Below are 24,661 nucleotides of genomic sequence, written 5' to 3'. Positions count from 1 at the left end.
TCCGGCAAAACGGACAACACAAGCTAAAAAGCCTGTACTAGTTTGAATAGTGGCATCCGTCCCGCCGTGTCAGGCGAGCATGTGCCACTTGGGACGTTCTGGTCTAGCCAGAGCGAGAGAAGAACGAATCCGTTCGTCGCAATGCAACGAGGACTGCGAGGATAGAGCAGGGGTGTGAGCAACAAACACGTTCGGAACAGCCAAGAAGCTAGACATATGACAGTGATCATGCCCAAGGTCTAGCTTCCCGGACTGCTTATCTGAGTGGTTCTTCTCAAGAAAATCCGTATGTTCGTCATCGTGATGACCAAAGTGCTGTGCGGCTTTCCCCTGCTCGTGCCCACAATAGCCAGCCACCGCAGCCCAAGAAGCCTGGAGCGGAAGTACGCATAGCATGAACACCAAGAAAAATCGCATGGGGCGATAGTAACTACTGCGAACTTCTCCTGTCAATGACAATCGACAACCCCATCTGCTCCGGGATAATCGGCTTGATTCCTGGGCCATTAAGTTTCCCGGCATCTGCCGCCTTTACCCAGTTACGCAATGTCTGCTCGACCATCCCTAATTCCTTGCAAACCCCGCAGACCGATCCAACTTCCTTGAATCGCTTTACAGCAAGTTTACTGAACTCAGTCGTGTATTCCTGCTTCGGTATTTTCATCATTTGCCTTTCCAAAAGTAACGTGTGTTTACGTCACCCTTGGAAGACTATTTTTCGGGGGAACCTCGCCTCAAATTTATCCAAAAAGACCTTTTGGGCAATCTAGATAATTGCGGCAATCCTCACCAACACCCGATCATTGTGTTACGCAAAAATTACCTCTTATGTCATACTCATGGCCATGCGATGAACAGCACGCCTGAGATAATCAGAATACCGCCTATTGCCAGCTTTACAGTCAGCGCTTCGCCAAGAAATATCACACCAAGCACGATCGCAAATACTACGCTCAGTTTATCGATAGGTGCCACTTGAGAAGCGGGTGCCAATTGCAATGCACGGTAATAGAGGAGCCATGAAAGTCCCGTTGCCACCCCTGACAGTACAAGAAACAGGACAGGACGTAATTCCCATGTTCGTGGTAATTGCCACTCGCCGCGAAAAGCCACGATAGCAACCGTCATTGCAAAAATGATTGCCGTCCGTATTAACGTCGCCAGATTTGAGTTCATGCCTTCGACGCCAAGCTTGCCAAAAATGGCTGTTAGGCCCGCAAAAAACGCGGAGCCCAGCGCAAATATTTTCCACGACATAGCCTTCCCCTTACTGAGTATTTGAATGATCGCGCACAGCTGTTGTGTCTGTCAGAACATTATTCACAAGCTTGTTGGTAACGAAAAACAAGACCGCCCCCTTCCTGTCGCTCATGTACGCTCACTGTGCCGCCCAAACGGTTTGCGGCTTCCCTGGCAATTGCCAGCCCGAGTCCGCTGCCTTCACCCGATGCGCCTGATATCCGGTAAAACGAATCAAATACACGCTCGCGTTCCGAGACGGGAATACCCTGACCGTTATCAACAACTTCAATGACGTCATCCTTGTCACCGGGCAAGAGTCGAAGCGTGACTTCACCGCCTTCCGGCGTGTACTTCAGAGCATTTTCCAGCGCGTTCTTGAGAATCAGTCGCAGCGCATCGGACTCGGCACGCAGGGAAAGCGGCTCAATTTCATCCAGCCCCAGATCGATGCGGCGGGCTTCAGCCAGCGGCAGATATTCGGCGATCAGTTCGCGCGCCATTGTCGAGACGTTGACCGTCGAATCACCATCTGATCCGGCTTGCGTTCTGGCAAGGTTCAGTAACTGTTCGGTTAATTGTCGCGCACGCTCAATACCACTCTGTAACGGAACCACCCGCTCACGCATGCCCTCCAGCGAATCCACGTGTGTCAGGTTCTGTGCCTGAATTGACAGCGCGGTGAGCGGGCTACGCAGTTCATGTGCCGCATCGGCAATGAAACGCCTCTGTTGCCCCATCAAGTGATTGACCCTTTCCAGTAAGCGGTTGATAGCATAAATAAAAGGAATGATTTCCTGTGGCAGATCATTGCTTTGCAGTTGGCGCGGGTGATGTGCCGACTGTTCGTCCAAACTCTTGGCTAGCTTGGTGATCGGCGCAAGTTCACTGCGCACAATGCGCACAATCAGCCATATCAGCATGGGTAGCAGAAGCAGCAAGGGTATCAGGGTGCGCAGCGCGCTATTGATTGCGATTTCATCGCGCGCTTCAGTGGGTTGTACCACGACCGTTCGCACCAGTCCGCCACGCACAAAAACACGCATCTGTTCAATTCCTGTGTTTAGCGTATGCAGGCCGGGCGGCAAATCACGCTTGAGCCAGGCGGGCGCGGTATCGCCGGGAAAATGAAAAATTGTGACGCGGGATTCCGGGTCAGTAATCCCGTCATTACTCAAGTCCGACTGTTGCGAAGTTGATGCAACGGCACTGTCTCTAAGTGTAAGCAGGGCGATCTGTCGCAGCATGTCGTCCTGAAACTCCTTCGCTTCCAAATACGCGAGGCCAAAGGATGCCGCAACAACCACTAATCCTGCGAGCAAAACGGCACTTCCCAACACCAGTGAAAGCTGCCGCTGTAAAGAACGCTTCATATTGATTTCTCCACCATCCAGCCTGCACCGCGTACATTTTTGATGGCATCTGCTCCGAGTTTTTTTCGTATGCCGTGAATCAGAAAATCCACCGCATTGCTTTCTACTTCTTCGTTCCAGCCATAAATACGCTCCTCCAGCTCAGCACGGGTGAGTATCGCTCCGGGGCGCAGCAGCAGGGCATGTAACAGGGCGAACTCGCGTGCACTCAGCGTGACCAGCGTGTCATCGCATTGTGCTTGATGGCTTGCCGGGTCGAGTGTCACACGCCCGTTGCTGAGCAGCGGCGCGGCCTGTCCGCCCTGACGACGGATGACCGCACGCAGTCGTGCCAGCAATTCATTGACGTCGAAAGGTTTGACCAGATAATCATCCGCGCCGAAATCTAAGCCCTTGATTCGATCTTCCACGCCATCCCGCGCGGTGATGATGATGACCGGCATGGTGTTGCCGCCAAGTCGCAGGCGGCGCAACACGTCCAATCCATCCCGTTTTGGCAAACCCAGATCAAGCAAGACGCACTGGTGTTCACCCTGCTCCAGCACGCTACTGGCAGTTACGCCGTCCTTGACCCAATCCACGCTATAGGCCGCATCCTTGAGGGTAACGGATACAGCAGCACCGATCATGGCATCGTCTTCAACCAATAGAATACGCATCAACGCCTCCTACATTCGCTTACAAAATTTGCACTTCAGAGTTAAATCATCCGAGAACCGGCGACCAGAACACCGCCAGCGGGTGAAACGCTTCTTCCACCACCTCATTAGCACCCTGTTGCTGGAGTCGTTGCGCAGCCTCAGCGGTACTTAAACCGCGAGCTGTGTTCCCATGTACTATGTCATTGTCGGTCATGTGCGCACCTCATAATGATCCAGTCAGCCTACCCGAATCTGTCCCGGAATATTCCGATCAAGCCTAGAAAAAATGTTTTCTGACCAACTGGTTCAGCAATGCCTCCAGCGTGCTGTCCCCGGCATGGCTGGCCTCCTGGTAAAGGGAATAGGCAATGCCGCTGAAGGCGAGCAGCAATTCGGGATCGAAGTGACTGCCGCTGTCGCGCTGCAGGATATCCATTGCCTCCTCGAAACCGAAGGGTTCCTTGTAGGGACGCTTCGAGGTGAGCGCGTCGAACACGTCGACAATCGCGAAGATTCGCGCGTTCAAGGGAATTTCCGCGCACTTCAGCCCCTTCATGTAACCGCTTCCATCAAATTTTTCGTGGTGGAACTCCACCACCTCCCGCGCCCCCGCCAGCCATTCTGATTTACTGATGATGTCCACCCCTAGCAGCACGTGGTTGCGCATCAGAGAAAACTCTTCATCGGACAGTTTTCCGGGCTTGAGCAGAATATTGTCGCTGATGCCGATCTTGCCCACGTCGTGCAGAAACGCGCCTGCGATCAGCTTTCGGATCTGCACGCTGGACAGCCCCAGGGTCTCGGCGAGGCGAACCGCATAAATGGTGACCCGGTAATTATGGCTGCCGGTGTCGGAATCCCGCTTGGCGATGGCGCTGCCCAGCACATCCATCAACGTGATATTGCTCTTGACCAAATCGGAGGTGAGCTTGATCAGCCCTCGGTTGAGGGAAATGATAATGGGGTAGAGCACGATGGTCGTGATGAGGATCACCGCTACCACCAGAAGCAGGGTGCGGATGATGTCGGTTTGGATATTGCGCAAGGTTTCGGCATCGACCTGATAGACACCCTCGAAATAACCGATCAACTCCCCGCTGTTATCCTGTAGGGGCAATAGCAACTGCATGAACAACTTCCCGTCGATCCAGAAATTCTTGTGATAGGTGGAGTTCTCCAGCGGGAAAGACTGAGCATACTGTTCGAGCTTTTGCTCGATCGCCTCCTCGCCCTGGCCGACCTCCCGCAGAATTTGCTGCTTGTGTTCATCGTAAAGTTCAAGGACGATGAAATTGCCTTTGAGGAATTCGTCGGCCTTTTGCTTCAGTATTGCCATCTGGCCGACACTGGCCTGGTCAAACTCGACCGTGAAGGAGCGCGATTCCTCTACCGCCAGGCCAAGCATATGCTTGTCGACCTTCACCATTTCCAGAAAGAACACCGCTCCGCCGATAGCCAGAGACAGAAATAACCACCCCAACAGAAGGTGCTTGACGATTTTTTTATGGATGTTTTCACTACTGTCCGGTAGATTTTAAGTTCATTTCGCTGTAGCCCTTTATTGACGTGGCTTTCAGCACGTTTTTGCATTCCGACGATTTCAAATACTATCTGGAATCGCCTTTGGTTAAAAAACCGTATCGTTTGCCCTTTAATCGGCAGACGGAGCGGCAGCATGAATCGGGGCAAAACAGTTTTCGCACAATTGCTGGACTTCGTGCCGTTCAATCATTTCGAATATCTGACCGAGCGCTTTGCCGCCAACCACGGGATCAAGCATTTCTCCGCATGGAGCCAATTCATCTGCATGGCCTATGCACAACTGACCCGGCGCGATGGCTTGCGTGATTTGGTTGCCTGTCTCAATTCTCAGAAGAGCAAGCTTTACCATATCGGTATCCGCAGCAAAGTATCCCGTTCCACACTGGCCGATGCCAACGAACGGCGCGACTGGCGGCTGTTCGAGGCACTCGGCCATCGTTTGATCTCCATAGCGCTCGAACTGTACCGGGACGAGGACATCGGCCTGGGACTCAAAGAACCGCTCTACGCCATGGACTCGACCACCATCGATCTGTGCCTGACGCTGTTCCCCTGGGCGGAATTTCGTTCAACCAAGGCCGCCGTCAAAGCGCACACCATCATTGATCTGCGCGGTTCAATCCCTGTGTTTCTGTCCATTACCACCGGCAAGGTTCACGATGTCAATCTGCTCGACGTGATCCCATTCCCCGCTGGCACCATCGTCGTCATTGATCGGGGCTACCTGCACTTCGCCAGATTGTATGCGCTACACCAGCGCCAAGTTACCTTTGTCATCCGCGCAAAGAACAATCTCCGCTTTACCTGGATTGCGTCGCGCGAAGTGGACAAAGCCACTGGATTACGCTGCGATCAAACCATACTGCTGGCGACACCCAAATCAAAAACCGCTTACCCGGAACGCCTGCGCCGGGTTTCTTTCCGCGACCCGGAAACCGGCAAGCATTTGGTGTTCCTGACCAATCGCTTCGATTTGCCCGCGCTGACCATCGCCAATATCTACAAAAATCGCTGGCAAATCGAACTGTTCTTCAAGTGGCTCAAGCAAAACCTTGCCATCAAACATTTCTATGGCAATTCCCTCAATGCCGTCAAATCCCAAATCTGGATCGCAATATGCGTTTACCTGCTGGTCAGCATTGCCAAAAAACAGCTCAATCTTCCTGCCTCCCAGCAGATTTTACTGAATCTTTTTGAGGTCAATATGTTCGATAAAACCCCAATAAATCAAATGGTTGCAAATGCGATACAGAATCTTGACGAACCGGACATCAGTAAACAATTGAATCTATTCGATTTTTAACCGGACAGTAGTGGGATGTTTTGCATAGATGCGTAATAGCACATCCACCAGAGCCAATCAACTCAACATCAAACACCAGCGCGGCGGCGATAGCGACGCCAGGCCATCATGCCCAGCACCAGCATGGGCACACCTAACGCAACCGGCAGGATGCGTCCCGATTCCACCACGGGCTTGCGCCGTACCTGGAAATCCACGAACGGACTGGTCATCACATGACCCGTTTCCCGCTCCACCGCGCTGATCACCACCCGGTAAGCCCCGGATTGAATAAGGCGCATTGGCCATTCCACGTTTACCTTCTGCCCCGGTGACAGGATGGTTTGGGTCACCGCCTTGTGGGCGCTCCAGTCTTCCATATCCACCGGTTGTTCGTGACCAGGATCCACCTGAACCAGACTGATCCACGCCACGACGCCGTTGGCCGCCTGAGCGCCAGTGTTCTCAATCACACTATGGAATTTGAGCCAGTCTCCCATCTGTGGCGAAACCGGATTAGCCTGATCCGCCGCGAGGGAAATCTTAAGAGAATCGGCTGCCCAGGCATTGCCTACGCTCAGAATGAACAGACTCAAGAATAAACGAACGATAATTTTTTTCATGATTATTTCTCCGTCAAATTTCCATTTTGCGCACGCTGCGGATGGCGAACACCGCAGTCAACACCAGCCAGACCAGCGCGATGGCCAGACGGGTGAGTTGCATCGCAAGCGGTTGTGAATCAATCACCACGCTGTCGAAGGTATTGACGGCGGCAGAGAACGGGTTCACCGCATCGAACAACTGACCGATAGTGCTTTGGCGCAAACTCGGCCCCAGCAACAACGGGCTGGCAAGCAGCATCAGGGTGATCAGCGAGGTCAGCAGTGCTGAACGGACGCTACGCAATCGTGCCGACAGGGCGATGCCAAAAAACCCGAAACCCAACACCACCGGCGTGCCGAACAAGGCCAGATAGGTCACGGCCTGGATGAGATTCTGGCCGCTCGACCCGACTGCCCACACATAGGGCAGACTGAGCAGATACATGACTAGCCAGCCCGCTATCTGCCCGCCCATCTTGCCGAACACGATCTGGGATGGCGTGACCGGCGCCAGCAGTAGCGGCATCAGGCTGCCGCGTTCACGCTCGCCTGCCACAGCATCGCTGCCCAGCACGACTGCAAGGAGCGCGCCCAGGGCAGTGACCGTACCCATCACCATGTAAACAACTTGAGCATTGTCCAGCAGGCTAAGCTCGGTGTTGCTCACCAGCAGCAGACTCAGCACCGACATGATGACGGAGAGTGACAGCAGCCAGGCAAGGCCGCGCCCGCTCATCAGGAGTTCCCCGCCTTCCTTGCGGGCAATCAGGGTGATCGTGTTCATCTTGACACCTCCTTCGCTTCGGTTACTGACAGGTAAAGTTCTTCCAGCCCACCGCCCTCGCGATGGATCTCATCAATCTGTATGCCGGCATCCAGCAGCTTGCGCCACGCGCTGGCGGGCTCGACATGGCTGGCTATTTCCACATGCCACCAGTCGCCCGCGCGTGCCAACAGAGTGATGTCGTCGGGAATACGCTGCGTGATGTCACCGGACTCCACGCGTAGCCGGTAACGCACCGCCGCGCGCTGGGCAGACAGCAGGTCAGCGATGGAACCTTCCAGCAGGGTACGGCCCTCTGCGATGATGCCGATGCGGGTACAGAGCCGCTCCACGTCGTCGAGCAGATGCGTACACAGCAGAATACCCACGCCATGATTTACGCTCAGATCAAGCAGCACGTCGTGGATTTCCCGGCGTCCGCGTGGATCCAGCCCGTTGGTGGGCTCGTCCAGTATCAGCAATTCGGGTTGGTTGATAAGCGCACGCGCCAAGCCGAGCCGCTGACGCATGCCGCGTGAATAGGTGGCTATCGGTGCCGGACTTTGACCCTCCAGGCCGACCCGGCTCAACAGTTGGGCGATTTCGGCCTGATCCGGCTGAATTTTGTAGAGGCTGGCGACCCAGCGCAAGTAGTCGCCGGCGCTCATCCATTCATAGAATCCCGCCTGCTCGGCCAGCACACCGATCCGGCTGTGCAGTTGTAACGAGTCGGCCACAGGGTCGAGACCCAGCACCCTGACCGAGCCGTCCGTAGGCGAGCGCAGACCGGTGATGACCGAAATGGTGGTGCTTTTCCCCGCACCGTTGGGCCCGAGCAGGCCATAGATATGGCCTTTCTCGAGTGTCAGGTTGATGTCCCGCAATACCGCGTGCGTACCGAGATTGAGTTTTAACTTACGTATTTCGATCAGCATCGTTGCCTCCTTATGTCACCTTGAGGTTCACCCCCATTTCCCCGTGCTAAGGGGAGGTGCGTCTTCAGCAGCTTCGACCATCAGTCCGGATGTTTACCTTCAGGCGCATTTTCCAGCACCTTGCCGGTTTGGGCATCCACGCCGACTTCCTGGGTAACCTTGCCGTGTTTGATGTCGAAAGAGTAGCGCAGGCCGCTGCCACCTTTTTCCTTCTCCAGCTCTTCATCGGTGACTTTGCCGGGATGAGCCTTAAGCGCAACTTCGCGCGCCTCCGTCATACTGACTTTGGCTTCGCCCGCCAACTCCTGTCCGGTGTAGGCGGATGCATTCACCGCAAATGCCGTCATCGTGATAGCCATCACGGCTAATAAATTTTGTTTGTATGCAGTGTTGCAAAGGGTAGATGGTTTCATGGTAGTTTGCCTCTTTAAGTTGGATTCGGCAGATGCATCTGCATACACCGTAATCAGCAATCTACGCGCCCATAATTAGCCCAAAACTGAAGCTTCACGCCAAGGGCAGGTAATATCACGAGCTGGCCATGAATTGAACGATTTCACCCTTATCTTCACACCTCTTATGAGCTCATTGCTGCCAATCAAAATCGTAGTCATTGAGATTGGTATTGCTGGCCGACTTGTTGTCGTAACGGGTAGCTGGTTTGCGATTGAAATCAGTGGCGGATTAGGTTGAAATAGGCAGCCCCCCTAAAAACCCGCCTCTATAATAAAACGTGAATCCAATCCATCCTCAATCGAACTGCTGATTTCCAAGCGGTTTCGGGCGCGCGTAATCCCCACATAGAACAATCGCCGCTCTTCTTCTTCGGTGGAATCCGGGTGTGGCAAATTGCCATTTTCCGCGCCAATAATCCACACACTGTCGAACTCCAGACCTTTACTGCCGTGCAAGGTGGATAGCACTACGCCGGTGGCGTTGGTACGATCTGTTGTTCTCGATAGCGTATTTAAGCGTTGCGCCAACGCCCCTTTAAGCCTGGCAATGATGTTGGCCAGTTTTTTCACCAGATTACCTCGATCTTGTTTGACGTGCTGCGCAAGCCAGTTGGCTGCGGCATAGATGGCAAGTGTCGTATTGCCATCCGCTATCTGCCTCCGCCATTCAGCGTATCCACGCCGCGCACTTTCGATGGTCTTTCTGGTACGCACATCGTTTTCTGGTGCGTGGATCAATATACTTTCCAGAATTTGTCCGCAACTTTTGTTGTCGTGATGCAGATTGAGTAATTCCGACTTGATCCCGCAAACCGCCAATGCGTTGGCCATGCCCGTCCAGCCGTCCGATTGTATGCTTTTAAGCAATCCAACCAGGGCGCTGCCCGTTACTCCATCCCAAACAGATTTCCCGCCTGAAAGCGTATAGTCAATGCCGCTTGCCAGCAATTCTGCCTCAACCACTTCCAGCAAACTATTGGTGCGTGCGAGTATTGCCCAACATTGGCCGGCAGATTTCTTTATCGCCTCAACAACAAGGCTGGCTTCGTCGCTTCTGTCTGCGGCGCGATGTGTCTTGACGATGCCGCTTGCGTCGCGGGCGGATTCGATGGCTTTGTTGGCTCGGTTCGGGTTGTTGGCAATCAAACGGGCTGCGTGAGCCAAGATATTAGGTGCGCAGCGGTAATTGATTGGCAGCGTGATTTCCTGGGCAACCAGCGTTTGCGAAACGCGGAGCATCCCCGCGTAGCCCAGCGCATTCCGAAACGAGTATAGGCTTTGATCGTCGTCGCCAACAATCGTGACCTCAATGCCAGCCATGCCATGTTCAATCACCCATTGCGCCTGCACCTCGTCCGCATCCTGAAACTCATCAGCCAACAACCAGCGCACGGCAAGCGGCTTAATGCTCTCGTCTCGAAACCCATTAACGACAGTCAGCAAAATATCGGCGAAATCCATCCCGTGTTCTGTGGCAAGCAGATGCTGGTAGGCATTGAACACATCCTCGATGCCGGGATCGCTGAATATGGTCTGCCCCAACCTTGATTTGGCGCGATCAATGGCGGAAAGCACCTTGTCAAAAGGTACATCACATTTGTATTGTGAGTAACACCGTCTAAGCAACCCCATGCGCTCGCCATCCGATAGCAGCTTCATACCTGACAGGTGTGACACCCGTCGAATCTGTGACAGAGCAACCGAATGAAATGTCCCGACCGCCAGACGCTTTGCTTCACGCTCGCCGCATAAGTGCAGAATGCGCGACTTCAGTTCAGCTGCGGCATCGCGTGTGAACGTAACGGCGCACAACCGCCCGGTTTTGTTTTCACTGAGCAACCGGGCTGCTCGCATGGATAGTACGCGTGTTTTTCCTGACCCTGGACAGGCCAGCACCGAACAATGCCCTAGCGCATTAACCGCTCTGGCTTGTTGCTGGTTGAGTTGCAAATCAGGATACGGACTCAGTGACGGTCAGCGCTTCGTCTTCGGCTGGAAGAGCTTTTGCGGCTTTCGTGGCTTTGGCAGTTTTCTGTTTTGCGACGGGTTCCTCCTCGTTCAAGAGGCTTGTGTTATCCACCTCGCTTGGTGACGCGCCATCAGTTTCTGCCAGTTTTCCAGCTGCACGGAAAGCACGGTTGGTAATGTTTTTTATTTCGGCGGCAACCCCGATCATTTTCCTGCGCCATTGTCTTTCCAGGCTGGCCTTTGCGTCGTCATCAATAAATCCGGCAAACCATGCCGAGTGAACAAGGCAGAGCAACCCATCAAGTTCCGAGATTATTTGAAGATATTGACCGGCTTTATTGCAGGTTAGCTTGGCTTCGACTTGTTTTGTGTTGGTGTAATTCAGTCTGCCAATCTCGATACCATTGTCCTCGGCGATCTTCTTGATCCGCGCGCCTTCATTGCGCAGATTCGTAAGCGCATTGTTAATCAGGTGATCGACGGCACCGTTGATGGCCATCATTTCGCTGGCATTTTTGACCAGTGTCGGCAGCACGGCGCTTAGATTGCGCATTGAGACGGCGCAGTCATCGAATGCCGTCTCATAGACCAATTGGGCTGGCGTCGTATAAATAGTTGTGTCTCGAATGACGAATGGATTACTGAACTCCAGGTATTTTTTTGGTGTTCTGATCGCCCCTTTCGCAGCCTTTTTCTCTTCCATATAACGCTCCATTAGTGAATTGAACGGATTTTGCCACGGGCAATCATGCTTCAAGCATCCATATAAATCCTCGAAATACCTTGCAGATTTGCAAGGTATTTCGAGGATTTATATTTTCAGTTGCCCAATAATTTCCATACGCGCCACAGACGCTCCACAGCGCATGTGGAACTTTTAGGCAGTTCGGCTAGTGGCGCTCAGTCGTACTGGAAACGCGCCACAGTCGCGCTACGGGCGTGCCGGATTTTCGTGGTGGTGCGATGATTTGTTTCACGCCCGTTCTACAGACGCTCTACAGAGCATGTGAAATTTTTAGGAGGAATGATGCTGACAGTTGGATTGGATATTGGTTACTCGAATCTCAAGATTGTTTATGGCGACAACACCGAGGTATCGCCCAAGATGATTAAGCGTCCCGCTGGTGCAGCCCCATTGGATCATCTTGGACAGCGAATTATGGGCAGCGACGATTCGTTGCACGTATTGGTGGATGGCAAGGAGTTTGCGGCGGCGGTGAGTCACGACCGCATCGAGAATTGGCCACGTGAACTGCATAAAGATTACACCGCAACGGAATCTTATCGCGCCTTGTTTAACGCCGGGTTGCTTTTGACGGAAATGAGCGAGATTGATTGTGTGGTAACTGGATTGCCGACTAACCAGTATCTGGATGCTGGATTGCGTGAGCATTTAACAAAAATCATGCGCGGCGAACATCAGATCACGCCCCGGCGCAAGGTGGTGGTACATGAGGTCAAAATCGTACCCCAGCCACTGGGCGGCTTTGTTGACTGGATGCACGGCCTGAATGATCCCAGCCAGATTGAAGATTCCAGTGTGCTGGTGGTTGACCCCGGCTTTTTCTCGGTTGATTGGGTGTTACTGGTTAATGGCGAGTTCAAGCGTGCTTCCTCCGGCACGAGCCTTGATGCCACCTCGGTGGTTTTGGATGAGGCCGCAGCATTGATTGCAAAGGATCACGGCGGTAATCCCGGCAGAAGCAAACTGGAAAACGCCGTCAGGGCAGAACGCTCAACTGTCTCTGTGTTTGGTGAGCGCATTGAGATCGCGCCCTACCTGGCTGACGCATCGGCAAAGGTTGGACATATTGCGTGTTCACAAATACAGGAATCCTTGCGCAAGGAAAATTCCAGCATTGATCAGATCGTCCTTGTCGGGGGTGGTGCGCCATTTTTTGAAGCGTCCATCAAAGAAGCCTTCGCCAAAACACCTATCAACCTGGCAAAGGAGGCTGTGTTTGCAAATGCAAGAGGCTTTTGGCGCGGCGGGGCTGCCTGACATGCGCATCACAGTCAATTATTTTGAGGGGCATTCCGAGCTACAGGCCGATCTGTCTGCGTTGCCACTGCGCGCGCGCGCCGAACGATTACGGATGCTGGCCTCAATGGGGCTGTCTGTTTTGGGCGGCAAGATGGTGCATGTTGATGTTGCAAGGGTTATTCCTGTCGTTGAAGGAGGGCGTGCTGCTCCGGCAGTCAAAACTTCGCTTGAGCCAGTGCCAGAACAACCAGAAACCGAGCGGCCTGCAACCCAAACCATTGTAAAGAGCGTCTTTGGTCAATTTTAGGGGGCGCGGATTATGTTGCTCGAACTTGTTGAGTGGATTGGCTGTGCGACTGGATTGTGTGGCGCGGCTCTGTTGGCATTGAACAATCGCTACTCCGGATGGGGATTTGTGTTGTTTCTGCTATCGAATGTCGCGTGGATATATTTCGGTTTACTCACCCACGCAACGGGCATGGTTGTCATGCAAATCGGCTTCACCGCAACCAGTTTGATGGGTGTTTGGCGGTGGATGATCGTGACCAGATAGTTATCCACAAAAACCGTGGGTATGTCTGTGGGCAGTGCTTCTAACTATGCTTTGCAAAAGGGGAAATCTGCATTGAGTGGAGATTGGGCAATATCCAAAAAATCGGTCGAACGGAAAATCGGCCGCCATCACATTGCCTTTTTCAGGGCTGTCATCCTCGGTATGGATATTGGCGAAATGTCTGATCGCTATCTTGAGACCGGGATGGATTTGCGTCGCGCAAAAACAACACTGACCTGGATTCGGGATACGCTCAGACAGGCTGCGCTGCGAAGCGGGAAGCATCGCGAAGCCCATCTCATCAGGATGCACATTGGTGCGGGCGGCGGGGAATCCGCACTCTCCCCTGCCCCCACCCTTGATGATTACCGCGCTGAGTTTGATCCTGATGGATTCTTTACAGAAAAAGAACTTATTCGCTCTTACCTGGATGCCTACCCACAAGCAGTCGATACCAAGCAAAAGAAAAGGCAACGACTGATCGACAAGCAGTTGCTTGCGCTAAAGTGGATTGAGCCGCTGATTACCACCGATCCGGTGCGTGAGGACTTGATCGCAGCTTGGTTTGACCCGGTGATCTCCAAGCGTTTGGCGTTGGCCGGCTTGCCAACAATAGGACATTTAGTCGACAGGATCGCTGTACGCGGTTATCGCTGGTGGATTGACGTGCCAAGGTTGGGCAACAAGGGCGCGGCGCGAATTGTGGCGTGGCTGCAAGGTTACGAATCATCGCTAGGCGCATTGCCACAACGCTCACTTGTCCCTGCGCGCACGGTAGCACCCTCGTTGCGAACTCAAGAGCGAAACAGGGAAACACGTGTTGTACCACTGGAGGCCTTTGCCGTGCCCGTTGATCTGGATGGTACGGTTGGATCGAATCGTTATCATGGTGTGCCGCGTATTGCTGCCGCAAACGACTATCAAGCCGTGTTCGCCTGGCTTGCCACAAAATCCGGCAATCCAAACACTCAGCGCGCCTATCAAAAGGAAGCAGAAAAGATGCTGTTATGGGCGATTATTGAGCGCGACAAGGCTTTGTCTGATTTGACAGTTGAGGATTGCGCATCCTATCGAGACTGGCTGTCCATGATAGGCAGAACCGAACCCGACAACTGGCCTTTTCGCATCACGCAATCTGAATGGATTAGCGCAAAAAAGAGGGAGCGGCACGATCCGGCATGGAAGCCGTTTGATGGGTCACTATCGCCTGGCAGCGTTCGGTACGCAATAACTGTTGTCGGCAACCTGTTTGAATGGTTGGTGCGCGTGCAGTATTGCTCATTCAATCCGTGGAGCGCGGTATCCAAATCGCTGGTAGCTGCTGATTCCCGGTCAAATCCTGATGTCGAATTCATGCGGGCATTTTCTGCGGGGCAATGGAATTATTTGATGGCTTGTTTGCGTCAACTACCCGCAACCAGCTGTTCGGCGAGATTACGTTTTGTGCTGCCATTCGCCTACGCAACCGGCCTGCGCATATCCGAGCTGGTTGATGCAAAAGTATCGCGCATGTACACGATGCCGCTCTCAAATGAGATCGGTGTACGCTGGATGCTCAAAGTTTGTGGCAAAGGGGGTAAATGGCGCGCTGTGCCACTTTCCAGCGAAGTCATACAGGCGTTACAAACCTATTTCGAGTATCGCGGGTTGAGCCTGGACATCACCAGCAATCCACCAGACACCCCGCTTGTTTCAAGCGAGATCGGGACAGGTTCCGTGACGACCAGCGCGCTATCCAAGTCCTTGCGTTCATTTTTTGGGGAGATTGCACAATCCCTGATGATGGATGGCAAGCATATCGAAGCCAAGGCATTTGATCACGCCACAGCACATTGGTTGCGCCACACTTGTGGAAGTCATTTGGCACTATCTGGTGTGCCGCTCAATATCGTCCAGCGTTTGCTTGGGCATACCAGTCTGCAAACGACCAGCATATACACGGACACCTCCGATGAAAATCTGTGGCGCGCGGTTGAGTTGGCTGGATTTGGGGGAGAAAATGAGACTAGACTTTAGATCATCAGGACGCGGTTATGTGCTGGAACTGAACCAGGATTTGCTGGGCGACTACGTTCTCAGACGACATTGGTTTGGACTGACCAACAGAAAAGGCGGAATGAAACAGCAGGTCTTTGCTGAAGAAGAGGATGCCATGCGTGAGGTTGCTAGAATTGAGCGCAGTCGAATGCGACATGGGTATCAACTGAAATAAATTGCGTATTACACCCCAAACGCGCCAGTGATTCCAATTGAAACCCACCACTCGTTACGATACCAAGTCGGTCACAAAGGATTGACAGAATGACCTCGAATTTGAATAGCTGGTGTTGTCACGTAAGCAGCCGTAGAATGACACGTAAATATACATACACCATGGACGGCTAGGTGTCAACACCTACCCGTTACGGCTCTGAACTTGATCGTCAGGATTCTGCGGCAAAACGGCCACTGGCGTGTAGAATGAGCAGTCGGCAAATTTTTGACGGGCGCGACCGGCAGCATGCGGCAGGCAGTTTATTTCCGAGTGTGTAGAGAAGTGCCAATTGCATATGAATGCATGAACGGTATTGATTTACTGAACAGTGAAAGAACTTAACCGGGGGATTTAATCACCCTTCGGGTGTTCAATTCTTGATATTTATGGAGAAATCAATAAGTTGGCCAGAACTACAAAACTATCCGGTTAATCTGTATTCAGTTATACCAGGCTGGATGATTTATTTTAATGATAATGAGAAAGTTTTCATGCACTATTTGCATGAGCAGTTTAGTCTTAATGGCGTTAAAGTAGTTCCATCTTCTGCATCGTTTGCTGGTCGCGACAGTAAGTTGCAAAGCAGTATGAGTAAGATAACGGAAAATAGGTGAAAAAACACCATCACGCGTACTCTTCCTGAGATTTACCGTATTTTTATAACGCGCAAAAAAGTTCTGGCCATTTTTGAGAATGTACAACTCAACCAAGTTGAGGCATGAACCATTTTTTGGCATATGAGCGTATTGAAAATACCCTATTCGCGTCGCAAGATACGCCAAAGCTTCCGTTAAAATGAGTGCCAAATGATTACTGGCACCACGCGAATGATTGCTCTGACGGATAGTATTCATCAATCCGTTTGAGTAATGCAACAAACTCCACACTACGATGCCCGAAGCTAGCATGACGTCCATCACTTCACCTGAGCATGGCGCGTAGCAGGATTGAGAAGCACCTTGAGGAGATCACCGGGAAAAGGTAGCAGTTGGTGTTCAAAATCCGCAGTCATGATTGCTGTTCTATACCTTGTCGGTCTTGGGGAACGGCTGCCGGGCTTGGCCAATAAAAGCGTTAAGGTAGTCAATATCGAAATCTGCCTCGCGCACGCCCAGAAATATCTGCTTGGAGATGCCCTTTGTTCCGAGGCGAACGGGGATAATTTCAACCTTGTCGGCATACTCTTCCACCAACCAGCGCGGCAAGGCCGCTACGCCTCGTCCGCTTGCCACCATCTGCAACATGATGTCGGTTGTTTCGATGACTTTGTGCCGCTTTGGCATGATGCCGGCGGGCATCAAAAACTGGTTATAAATATCGAGTCGGTCGATAGCAACGGGGTAGGCAATCAGGATTTCATCAGCCAGTTGTTCGGGCTTTACATACGAGATTGCTGCCAGCGGATGCTTGCGCCCCACCACCAATACTTGCTCATAGTCAAATACCGCCTCGAAGCGCAACCCCGGACGGTACAAAGGATCAGGCGTGACAAGCAGGTCAATCTTGTAGCCAAATAACGCAGCGATGCCGCCAAACTGAAACTTCTGTTTGACGTCGACATCCACATCAGGCCAGTCCTCCAGGTACGGTGACACGACCTTGAGCAGCCATTGATAACAGGGGTGACACTCCATGCCTATGCGTAGCGTGCCTCGCTCGCCCTTCGCATACTCCTTCATGCGCTCCTCAGCATAGGCCAGTTGTGGCAGTACCCGATTAGCTACGCCTAGCAGGTATTCGCCAGCCTGGGTCAGTTTGAGGTTTCGGCCTTCCCTAAGCCATATATCTATACCCAGTTGATGTTCCAGCTTCTTGACGGCATGACTCAATGCTGACTGGCTCAGGCACAGCACGTTGGCGGCCGCAGTCAGCGACCCTTGGCGGTCCACCTCCCGCACGATGGACAGATGAATTCTTTCAAACATTGCGATCCATGAATAAAAGTAATCGATAATTGAAATAATATCATTATATTTCATGATTCACTAACCTTATCATGCATACATCTCTTGAACGAAAGTAAAACATGGTTACGACACATAATTTTGGTTTTCCTCGCATCGGCGCCAAGCGCGAACTGAAATTCGCCCTTGAGTCTTACTGGAAAGGCCAGTCCTCCCGTGACGATCTCAAAGTGTTCGGTGCACAACTGCGCCAGCGCCACTGGCAAAACCAGTCGCATCTGGACCTGGTGCCAGTGGGCGATTTCGCCTTCTACGATCAGGTGCTGGATATGAGCTTTACGCTGGGCAACCTGCCCGAGCGCGTACACGGCTACAGCGGCGATCAGTTGGACAATTATTTCCGCGTGGCGCGCGGTCGTTCGGCTGCGACGGCTGGGGGGAGCGATGTCGCCGCAGGCGAGATGACCAAGTGGTTCGATACCAACTACCACTACATTGTCCCGGAATTTACTGCCGCTACCGAGTTCAAGCTGGACGCCTCGCGCCTGCTGGAACAACTGGCCGAAGCCACGGCGCAGGGTGTCAATACCAAGCCCGTGATCATCGGTCCGGTCACTTACTTGTGGCTGGGCAAGGCCAAGGATGACTCCAGCAAGCTGGCTTTGCTGGAGCGCTTGTTGCCGGCGTACGCCGAACTGCTGGAGAAACTGGCTGTACAAGGGGCAGAGTGGGTACAAATTGATGAACCCGTGCTGGTCACCGAACTGGACGCCGACTGGCAACATGCATTTAATTTTGCTTACCATCACCTCAAGAGCAGTCGCGTCAAGTTGCTGCTGGCCACCTATTTCGGCACGCTGCAAGAGAACCTGCATCTAGCATGCAATCTGCCAGTGGCGGGCCTGCACCTGGATGCAATCAATGCCCGTGACGAAATCCAGCCGCTGCTGAATCTGCTGCCGTCGCACAAGGTGCTGTCACTGGGAGTTATCAATGGCCGCAACATCTGGAAAACCGACCTCAATGCCACGCTCGATTGGCTAGAGCCTTTCGCGGCACGGTTGGGTGAACGTCTATGGATTGCACCATCTTGCTCGCTACTGCACGTACCGGTGGATCTTGCCAGTGAACAGAAACTGGATGTTGAAATCAAGTCGTGGCTCGCTTACGCCTTGCAAAAACTGGATGAGCTGAAGACTCTCGCCACTGCTTTGAACAATGGGCGTGCAGCAGTGGCTACCGAACTGGCAGCTAACCAAACCGCCATCGCCGCACGCCGCACATCTCCGCGCGTGACCAACCCGGCGGTCAGAGCGGCCATCGCCAACATCAACCCAGCGTTGGGCCAGCGCAAGGGCCCCTATCCGGTTCGCGCCAGGAAACAGGCCGCTTTGTTGAACTTGCCGCTCTATCCCACCACGACCATCGGTTCTTTCCCGCAGACAGCGGAAATTCGTCAGGCACGCAGCCAATTGAAGGCTGGCGAGCTAAATGAAGCTGGATACAAGGCGGCAATGCGCGCAGAAATCGAGCGCAGTGTGCGCGAGCAGGAAGCCTTGGGCCTGGACGTGCTGGTACATGGCGAAGCCGAGCGCAACGACATGGTGGAGTATTTTGGCGAACAACTCGATGGCTACGCCTTCAGCCAGTTCGGCTGGGTGCAGTCCTACGGCTCGCGTTGTGTCAAGCCGCCCATCCTGTTCGGCGACATCAGTCGCCCGAAGGCAATGACCGTCGACTGGATTAAATACGCACAATCGCTGACCAGCAAGCCCATGAAAGGTATGTTGACCGGCCCGGTGACGATACTGAATTGGTCTTTCGTCCGCGACGATCAGCCGCGCTCTGTTTCTTGTTACCAGCTTGCTTTAGCAATTCGCGAGGAAGTGCAGGATCTGGAGAAAGCAGGGATACGTGTGATCCAGATCGACGAGGCCGCGCTGCGTGAAGGTTTGCCATTGCGCAAATTTCAGTGGAAGCAGTACCTGGACTGGGCGGTGGAGTCCTTCCGCATTACCGCTAATGGCGTGGCAGACGAAACCCAGATACACACCCACATGTGTTACTCGGAGTTTAACGACATCATTGCTTCCATCGCCGATATGGACGCGGACGTGATTACGATTGAGACTTCCCGTTCGGATATGGAATTGCTCGATGTTTTCGACGATTTCAAGTATCCGAACGAAATCGGTCCGGGCGTGTATGACATCCACTCGCCTAACATCCCGACACAGGAGCATATAGTGCGACTGATGAAGAAGGCCGCCGAGCGCATCCCGGCCGAGCGTCTGTGGGTCAATCCGGACTGTGGTCTGAAAACCCGTCAATGGACGGAGGTGATTCCGGCATTGCAGAATATGGTAGCGGCAGCCAAGACTCTGCGCGGCGCAGCCTGAGATTAGCCCATCTACCTTGCGTGGCGTACTGAAGCTTGATGCCGCGCAAGGTATTTCCATCACTATATTCCGAACCCGTATCGAGATTCATTTTTCCACAAGGACAAGCATGTTTGAACGTAATCGCTATACGGTAGACCAGATCGACCCCGAGATATTTGCCGCCATCGAGAAAGAAAATCAGCGTCAGGAAGATCACATCGAGTTGATCGCTTCGGAGAACTACACCTCGCCTGCCGTGATGGCCGTTCAGGGTTCGCAACTGACCAACAAATATGCCGAGGGCTACCCCGGCAAGCGTTACTATGGCGGCTGCGAATATGTCGATATCGTCGAGCAGATCGCCATTGATCGCGTCAAGCAACTGTTCGGCGCAGAGGCCGCCAACGTGCAACCCAACTCCGGCTCCCAAGCCAATCAAGGGGTGTTCTTCGCCGTGCTCAAACCGGGCGACACCATCATGGGCATGAGCTTGGCCGAGGGTGGGCACCTGACCCACGGCATGGCGCTCAACCTGAGCGGCAAGTGGTTCAACGTGGTCAGCTACGGTCTCAACGCCCAGGAAGACATCGACTACGAAGCCCTCGAAAGACTGGCTCTCGAAAAACGGCCTAAGCTGATCATTGCCGGGGCCTCCGCTTTCGCATTGCGCATCGATTTCGAGCGCATCGCCCGCATCGCCAAATCCATCGGTGCCTATTTCATGGTGGACATGGCCCACTACGCCGGGCTGATCGCCGCTGGCGTCTATCCTAACCCCGTGCCACATGCCGATTTCGTGACCACCACCACCCACAAGAGCTTGCGTGGCCCGCGTGGTGGGGTAATTCTGATGAAATCTGAATACGAAAAAGCGATCAATTCGGCGATCTTCCCCGGGTTGCAGGGTGGTCCACTGATGCATGTAATCGCCGGCAAGGCCGTGGCCTTCAAGGAAGCACAGGCTCCCGAGTTTACGGCCTACCAGCAGCAGGTCGTCAGGAACGCCGCCGTGCTGGCCGAAACATTGATCGCGCGTGGTCTGCGCATCGTCTCGGGCCGCACCGAGAGCCATGTCATGCTCGTGGATCTGCGTGCCAAGAAGATCACCGGCAAGGAGGCCGAGAAAATCCTCGGCGAAGCGCACATCACCGTCAACAAGAACGCCATTCCCAATGATCCTGAGAAGCCCTTCGTCACGTCGGGCATCCGACTTGGTTCACCGGCCATGACCACGCGCGGTTTCCGCGAAGAGGAAGCACGCCAAGTCGGCAATCTGATCGCCGACATACTGGATAATCCACTTGAAGCGGACAATATAACCCGTGTACGCGAGCAGGTGGCCGCGTTGACAAAACGCTTTCCTGTCTACGGCTGATGCACAAAGCCATTGCCGACATTCCTGAGGAACGCCTTTTAAACGCTCCCTACCTGCACTGCGAAGACAACCTCACCGTGCAGACTATCGTCGGCGTATATGAATGGGAACGAAAAGCTGAACGACCTCTCATATTGAGCTTGCAATTGGTCAGTGCGCAACCGTTGTACTTAACGCGCACATTGATAGAGAATCAATTAATGATATGGATTTCCCCTTGCCGTTATAGGCTTTTGGAAACATTGGCGGAATACCTGACGCAACGCATGTTTGCCCAATGGAACTGCAGCAGAATTGTGCTGGAGGTTGAAAAACCTGGTGCGATGGGTGATCTGGCACGGGTCGGTATACGCATTACACGCCATATTGACAGGTCGCAAAATGATTAAACAAACCCGGAATTTATTGGATATTTGAATTCGTCTATGTCTCATATCAGGCAACGAGTTCGAGCTGGTTAATAGCGGTACCGGGTTAGCAAGAGTCATTCAAGCTCACAATTTCCATTAAGTTGAGGGCCTGCTATCAGCAGTAAAGCAGTTGCTCAGATGTACCACCTTGAAGGTCGTGTCTGTCGATTCCTGCCCTTCACACCGAATCAAGATGAATGTCAGCAATATGAACCAATGCATGTTCAAATCATGATACTGAACAAATACGTTCAAATAGAATTTTGCAGTTGAAATTGCTGGCGAGTTTGTGATTGGAATGGGTGGCGGGTTTGGCGTTGGAATCGGTGGTGTAAATTCATTGGAATACGCAATAAATGGAATGATGCGCTTGCGGTCTGGTAAAAGATGGACAAAAGAGGCAAGGCGTAACATCGCCAGGTTGTAGTACGTTGCCAGCAGCAGCTCCGCCTCGGCGATCATGTGCTGAATGCTGCCTGTAAGTTTGTGTGCGTGGTGAGCAGTTCTGCGGGAAGCTCCAATTTTTGGATGTACCCCTTCAGTGCCAGTAATTTTAGAAGGTATGCCTTGAAATCCCCCAGCCTTTAATGGCACTAGAAAACCCTTTTATATCAAAAGCACTCAGTACGACGATAGGAACACCAAGCATGGATGCGACATCGTTAGCATGAGCGACCTCCGCATCTTGGTGCGTTTGAATCAACTCGATTGGCAAACTTACTTCATCCCGGTCAAACATTCTCTTGGCTATTTTAGCAGGCTCGTCTATGAAAACCACGATTGCGGCTATCTGAATTTCTCGAAAAACATCGGCTGAAATAGCTTCAATCCCGCCATCCGATTTACGCTGTAACGTAAAATGCCCATCAAGCAACAATCCACTATTTGCCGATAATCTTGAAATACCTTGGAGCAACAAACGCTGGTTTTCTTCCACATCTGTAACTAACTTAGAGGCCGCTGGTATTGCAGATGACCTCTCAGCTCGAATAATTTGACTCGCCGTAAAATGAGGAATATTAAATTCAACAGAAATAGCTTCACAGGCCGTGGATTTCCCAACGGCATGTATACCGGCCACAAAAACAATATTCATAGTTGCTCCCATTACGTCCTCTCAAGAATCCTAACGTAATCATCTGAATCGAGGTAACGAAAAGATTGTGGCGCTAAGAATTTATTAAAGACCATTTTAGGGTCAATAGGGTTATCAAATTTAAGCACATCAGTAATCTCAATGGCATAACCAGACTTTGCCCCTTTGAAGTAATCAAAGATAATCTGACGACTTACCCCTCCACCTTTTTGTTTGGCCAGTTCCCATAACGCAGTCGGTGATCCTTCGGTGACTGAAACGACACTAACTCTTGCTACAATTCTTTGAATGGGTGAAGAGCAATAAATTACAAGAATATCTACCGGATGTGCGGCCCAGCGTCTTCTAAATTCTAATTTTTTTTCGCCAGAAAGTATCTTATTCACAAAATTTGGGCGAATAGAAATCAGTGCAATTTTAAGAGGCTTTTGAGATAAGTTTTTGGAACGCGTGGTCATTAATTTCTCTGATAGATTGTATGCTGCCATTTACAACGTGATTTTCCTGAAGCCAATCAATTGAGGGAGGATGCAAAAAGTGTTTCACTAACCTGAAAAGCATTACTTTGGTTGGCTTACATGCCAACTCTGCAATTTGCTCGATGCTATATACAGTTCGACGACGAACTTGTCTGACTATTTTCCATACATCTTGGTGCGATTCATAGTGTTCAACGATTCCCAAACTAGTGACGGCCTGCTCGTCGATTGAGCGATAGAAAAGCACAATATCACCAGCTTTTATAGACTGGATTTGGGCATTGCATAAATATGCCTGCTTGATGGCATTGCTAACACTGTAAGTTGATTCGAAGAGTGCCATTTGTGAATCAAATGGAGAATCGTAATCAGAAAACAATATACGGTGAAATTCAGGCCTAATTGGAATGATAAACTTGCGAACTGACGAATCTTGTCGAAAGTGAGGAAAATAACGTCTGCAATACTCAAATGGTTCGCATACGTCTTCCGGAATCATTTCAGGCTGTTTTTTTAAATATACAATATCACCTTGATATGTACCCGACTCCACGAACCCAAAGTCGGTCAACAATTCAAAAAGAATGCTCTGTTTTTCTGCATTACCGTGAATAAATATATGCTCCAGTCTATTTGAGGTGGCATAGCGGAATGCCGCTTTTAAAAACAACTCACCTATTTTTTTTCCCCGACATGACGGTGCGACGATGAATGTACATAGTTTTAAGGACGCTCCATTCAGTACCAAATCATTATCACTAATTATTTCATTTTCCTTATGCGCATAGATGCACAATGCGCCTATTTTCCCATCGTCGTTTCTATACAGCCACGCCTTCCTTTGTTCACGCGCTTTTGCACGAAACCATGTACCAAAATCTGGATAATCCAAGCGTAGTCCATCAAAAAAATTGTCCTCTAATTCAGGAGTGAGCGAATGTAAGGGAACCTCCTGTATGTTTGGCAAGTGCACCGACGTCGTTTCATGCAATCGGCGCAATAAATCTTCAGCAGTTTGAATCGCATATACGCGTGCCTCAAGATTCTGTCTTTTCGCTTTATTTTGTATACCTTTGTCTTCTGTAATCAAAGCATCGGCGGCATCGCATGCTAAAGCATAAAGAATTTCATTATCCGCCTTGTCATTTGGCCCCGTCTCCGGTGTGTTCCATGGACAAGTTGGCACCTTTTCGAGGCAGGTGTATTGAGCAAGTCGCTCTAGTGTCTGAAGCCTACGGTCATGATTTTCATCCCGACTTATATCTTCCTTTGAGGCCGGATGAAATACAAGTTGATGTCCATACTCTCTTGCCAATCTTACAAAATTGGCAAGATTTGAACTTAGTGGGAGGCGTGAGTCTTCAAGCGGAATAAGAATATTGGTGTCGAGTAGAAAACGCAAAATAAACTGAGCTCTATTAT

25 protein-coding genes and 2 pseudogenes are annotated in these 24,661 nt (G+C 51.9%); 9 read left to right on the top strand and 18 right to left on the bottom strand.

All coding sequences use genetic code 11. The features are described from left to right. Window positions 1-460: 460 nt before the first annotated feature. The 6 genes and pseudogenes from GALF_RS04615 to GALF_RS04595 form a co-directional block, all read right to left on the bottom strand. Window positions 461-667 (bottom strand): annotated as a pseudogene (locus tag GALF_RS04615) (transposase); the annotation flags it as partial. A 170-nt stretch (window positions 668-837) separates the two neighbouring features. Further along, window positions 838-1,257, bottom strand: coding sequence for an EamA family transporter (locus tag GALF_RS04610; RefSeq protein ID WP_013292896.1), 420 nt, complete (start codon window positions 1,255-1,257; stop codon window positions 838-840). Between the two features lie 59 nt (window positions 1,258-1,316). After that, window positions 1,317-2,612, bottom strand: coding sequence for a sensor histidine kinase (locus GALF_RS04605; RefSeq protein WP_013292895.1), 1,296 nt, complete (start codon window positions 2,610-2,612; stop codon window positions 1,317-1,319). Then, window positions 2,609-3,271, bottom strand: a complete 663-nt coding sequence (locus tag GALF_RS04600) for a response regulator (RefSeq protein ID WP_013292894.1) — start codon at window positions 3,269-3,271, stop codon at window positions 2,609-2,611. Before GALF_RS04600 ends, GALF_RS04605 begins: the two co-directional genes overlap by 4 nt. Before the next feature lie 46 nt (window positions 3,272-3,317). After that, on the bottom strand, window positions 3,318-3,467 hold the full coding sequence (locus tag GALF_RS16120; protein WP_013292893.1) for a cation-transporting P-type ATPase: 150 nt from the start codon (window positions 3,465-3,467) through the stop codon (window positions 3,318-3,320). A 63-nt stretch (window positions 3,468-3,530) separates the two neighbouring features. Beyond that, on the bottom strand, window positions 3,531-4,733 hold the full coding sequence (locus tag GALF_RS04595) for an HD-GYP domain-containing protein (protein ID WP_013292892.1): 1,203 nt from the start codon (window positions 4,731-4,733) through the stop codon (window positions 3,531-3,533). A gap of 195 nt (window positions 4,734-4,928) precedes the next feature. Here GALF_RS04595 and GALF_RS04590 point away from each other — a divergent pair, with 195 nt between their 5' ends. Beyond that, entirely contained in the window at window positions 4,929-6,098 is a 1,170-nt protein-coding gene (locus GALF_RS04590; protein WP_013292311.1) for an IS4 family transposase, read from the top strand. A gap of 68 nt (window positions 6,099-6,166) precedes the next feature. On the opposite strand, the gene GALF_RS04585 is transcribed toward GALF_RS04590, so the two are convergent. The 6 genes from GALF_RS04585 to GALF_RS04560 form a co-directional block, all read right to left on the bottom strand. Further along, the gene (locus GALF_RS04585; RefSeq protein WP_013292891.1) at window positions 6,167-6,700 is read right to left on the bottom strand and encodes a hypothetical protein; all 534 of its coding nucleotides are present in this window, start codon (window positions 6,698-6,700) and stop codon (window positions 6,167-6,169) included. A gap of 13 nt (window positions 6,701-6,713) precedes the next feature. Further along, window positions 6,714-7,466, bottom strand: a complete 753-nt coding sequence (locus tag GALF_RS04580; RefSeq protein WP_013292890.1) for an ABC transporter permease — start codon at window positions 7,464-7,466, stop codon at window positions 6,714-6,716. Further along, the gene (locus GALF_RS04575; RefSeq protein ID WP_013292889.1) at window positions 7,463-8,380 is read right to left on the bottom strand and encodes an ABC transporter ATP-binding protein; all 918 of its coding nucleotides are present in this window, start codon (window positions 8,378-8,380) and stop codon (window positions 7,463-7,465) included. Before GALF_RS04575 ends, GALF_RS04580 begins: the two co-directional genes overlap by 4 nt. Before the next feature lie 80 nt (window positions 8,381-8,460). Continuing rightward, a complete protein-coding gene (locus GALF_RS04570; RefSeq protein WP_013292888.1) occupies window positions 8,461-8,793 on the bottom strand; it encodes a PepSY domain-containing protein in 333 nt (110 codons plus the stop codon). Window positions 8,794-9,087: 294 nt separating this feature from the next. Further along, window positions 9,088-10,785, bottom strand: a complete 1,698-nt coding sequence (locus tag GALF_RS04565) for an ATP-dependent helicase (RefSeq protein ID WP_013292887.1) — start codon at window positions 10,783-10,785, stop codon at window positions 9,088-9,090. A gap of 1 nt (window position 10,786) precedes the next feature. Continuing rightward, entirely contained in the window at window positions 10,787-11,506 is a 720-nt protein-coding gene (locus GALF_RS04560; protein WP_013292886.1) for a hypothetical protein, read from the bottom strand. A gap of 321 nt (window positions 11,507-11,827) precedes the next feature. On the opposite strand from GALF_RS04560, the gene GALF_RS04555 reads away from it, so the two are divergent. The 5 genes from GALF_RS04555 (at window position 11,828) to GALF_RS04535 (ending at window position 15,552) form a co-directional block, all read left to right on the top strand. Then, on the top strand, window positions 11,828-12,805 hold the full coding sequence (locus GALF_RS04555; protein ID WP_223293731.1) for a ParM/StbA family protein: 978 nt from the start codon (window positions 11,828-11,830) through the stop codon (window positions 12,803-12,805). Beyond that, complete coding sequence (locus GALF_RS04550; protein ID WP_013292884.1) at window positions 12,771-13,094, top strand: hypothetical protein; 324 nt, start codon at window positions 12,771-12,773, stop codon at window positions 13,092-13,094. The genes GALF_RS04555 and GALF_RS04550 overlap by 35 nt, the downstream gene beginning before the upstream one ends. A 12-nt stretch (window positions 13,095-13,106) precedes the next feature. Then, window positions 13,107-13,340, top strand: coding sequence for a hypothetical protein (locus tag GALF_RS04545; RefSeq protein WP_013292883.1), 234 nt, complete (start codon window positions 13,107-13,109; stop codon window positions 13,338-13,340). Between the two features lie 72 nt (window positions 13,341-13,412). After that, entirely contained in the window at window positions 13,413-15,356 is a 1,944-nt protein-coding gene (locus GALF_RS04540) for a tyrosine-type recombinase/integrase (protein ID WP_190274097.1), read from the top strand. After that, entirely contained in the window at window positions 15,340-15,552 is a 213-nt protein-coding gene (locus GALF_RS04535) for a WGR domain-containing protein (protein ID WP_041937970.1), read from the top strand. The genes GALF_RS04540 and GALF_RS04535 overlap by 17 nt, the downstream gene beginning before the upstream one ends. A 694-nt stretch (window positions 15,553-16,246) precedes the next feature. Here the strand turns inward: GALF_RS04535 and GALF_RS15845 are convergent. Both GALF_RS15845 and GALF_RS04525 read right to left on the bottom strand, forming a co-directional pair. After that, window positions 16,247-16,488, bottom strand: a pseudogene (locus GALF_RS15845) (IS630-like element ISCARN21 family transposase); the annotation flags it as partial. Window positions 16,489-16,616: 128 nt separating this feature from the next. Next, entirely contained in the window at window positions 16,617-17,519 is a 903-nt protein-coding gene (locus GALF_RS04525; protein ID WP_013292879.1) for a LysR family transcriptional regulator, read from the bottom strand. Between the two features lie 101 nt (window positions 17,520-17,620). Between GALF_RS04525 and metE the strand changes: the two genes are divergently transcribed. The 3 genes from metE to GALF_RS04510 all read left to right on the top strand — a co-directional run bounded on the left by metE (window position 17,621) and on the right by GALF_RS04510 (window position 21,643). Beyond that, the gene (metE, locus tag GALF_RS04520) at window positions 17,621-19,897 is read left to right on the top strand and encodes a 5-methyltetrahydropteroyltriglutamate--homocysteine S-methyltransferase (RefSeq protein WP_013292878.1); all 2,277 of its coding nucleotides are present in this window, start codon (window positions 17,621-17,623) and stop codon (window positions 19,895-19,897) included. Window positions 19,898-20,006: 109 nt separating this feature from the next. Next, entirely contained in the window at window positions 20,007-21,254 is a 1,248-nt protein-coding gene (gene glyA / locus GALF_RS04515; RefSeq protein ID WP_013292877.1) for a serine hydroxymethyltransferase, read from the top strand. Next, on the top strand, window positions 21,254-21,643 hold the full coding sequence (locus GALF_RS04510) for a dihydroneopterin aldolase (RefSeq protein WP_013292876.1): 390 nt from the start codon (window positions 21,254-21,256) through the stop codon (window positions 21,641-21,643). Before glyA ends, GALF_RS04510 begins: the two co-directional genes overlap by 1 nt. Window positions 21,644-21,760: 117 nt before the next feature. On the opposite strand, the gene GALF_RS04505 is transcribed toward GALF_RS04510, so the two are convergent. The 4 genes from GALF_RS04505 to GALF_RS04490 form a co-directional block, all read right to left on the bottom strand. Continuing rightward, window positions 21,761-22,126: a hypothetical protein gene (locus GALF_RS04505; RefSeq protein ID WP_041937969.1), complete on the bottom strand. Its 366-nt coding sequence runs from the start codon at window positions 22,124-22,126 to the stop codon at window positions 21,761-21,763. 91 nt (window positions 22,127-22,217) lie between these two features. Next, complete coding sequence (locus GALF_RS04500) at window positions 22,218-22,760, bottom strand: ATP-binding protein (protein ID WP_150102568.1); 543 nt, start codon at window positions 22,758-22,760, stop codon at window positions 22,218-22,220. Between the two features lie 11 nt (window positions 22,761-22,771). Next, window positions 22,772-23,218, bottom strand: a complete 447-nt coding sequence (locus GALF_RS04495) for a hypothetical protein (RefSeq protein ID WP_013292873.1) — start codon at window positions 23,216-23,218, stop codon at window positions 22,772-22,774. Continuing rightward, window positions 23,178-24,641 (bottom strand): GNAT family N-acetyltransferase, encoded by a 1,464-nt coding sequence (locus GALF_RS04490; RefSeq protein ID WP_013292872.1) that lies wholly within the window; start codon window positions 24,639-24,641, stop codon window positions 23,178-23,180. The genes GALF_RS04495 and GALF_RS04490 overlap by 41 nt, the downstream gene beginning before the upstream one ends. Between the last annotated feature and the right edge of the window lie 20 nt (window positions 24,642-24,661).

Source organism: Gallionella capsiferriformans ES-2, from assembly GCF_000145255.1.
Taxonomy (GTDB): domain Bacteria; phylum Pseudomonadota; class Gammaproteobacteria; order Burkholderiales; family Gallionellaceae; genus Gallionella; species Gallionella capsiferriformans.
This window is presented reverse-complemented; position numbering and strand designations above follow the sequence as displayed.